Annotated in this window: 1 protein-coding gene; it reads right to left on the bottom strand. The window is 66.6% G+C overall.

All coding sequences use genetic code 11. The features are described 5' to 3' along the window. Nucleotides 1-922: phage tail tip fiber protein (locus IE126_RS25720; RefSeq protein WP_456071396.1), on the bottom strand; the 922-nt coding region annotated here is incomplete at both ends.

Genomic DNA, 922 nt, shown 5'->3' with positions numbered 1-922 from the left:
GTGCCGCCATCGCGCAGATCCCGCTCGACGCGGTAGCGGGTGTTGCCCTCGCCGGTCAGCTGGTTGCGGGTCTCCAGCTTGATATTGGCAAAGTAGATGGCATCGGGGGACAGGCCGGTCAGGGTGACGGTGTTCACCACACTCCAGGACCCCGTCGTGTCATTGGTCCAGTCGCCCGGCCGCGCGGTGACCGCCCGGTCAGAGACCGCACCGTCCTGGATCGAGCCGCGCACGATCAGGCCCCAGAACTCGGCAACACCGTTCCTGCGGATGCGCCAGCCCGCCGCGCCCGGGGCATAATTGTCGGATTGCAGCGTGCCGCCGAACAGCGCCATGCCGGCGGTGCTGAAGCTGTCGGTGTCGATCTTGTCGGCATCGATATCGCCGGACTTGATCATGGCCTTCCTGATATAGGTGGCGCCACCATCCACCACGAAGGGCACATCGCGTGTGGTTCCGTTGAGGATGGCAAAGCGGTCGGCATCGATCAGCACCCGCCCCACGCCCGAGCTGGTGGCCTCCAGAAACAGCGCCGCCGTCTGGGTGGTGGCCCCGCCCGAGGCCGTGGCAGACAGGCCGATGCGCGAAGTGGCGCCGGAAGGCGTGGCCTCGACGCTGACCCGGAACTTTCCTGCCGCCGCGAACTTCCCCACATCGGCGCTGAGCGCCGTCAGGGCACCGGCATTGGCGGTGATATTGCCCTCCGCCGTCGTCACCCGCGTCGTCAGGGCATTCAGCGCCGAGGCCGGGGCCTTGCCCGCCAGATCATTCTGCAGGCTGGTGATCGCCGAAGACTGCGCCGATGTGGTGGACAGCAGATCGGGAATATTGCCGTCCTGCACCGAGATCCAGTTGGCCCCGCCCCAGCGGTAGCATTTGCTGTTGCTCGAAGTGTCAAACCACAGATCGCCGATCCCGGGGC

Origin of the sequence: Gemmobacter nanjingensis (genome assembly GCF_014652195.1) — a bacterium.
Taxonomy (GTDB): Bacteria; Pseudomonadota; Alphaproteobacteria; order Rhodobacterales; family Rhodobacteraceae; genus Gemmobacter; species Gemmobacter caeni.
The sequence above is the reverse complement of the archived record's forward strand: the minus strand, read 5'-3'. Positions and strand labels throughout refer to the sequence as shown.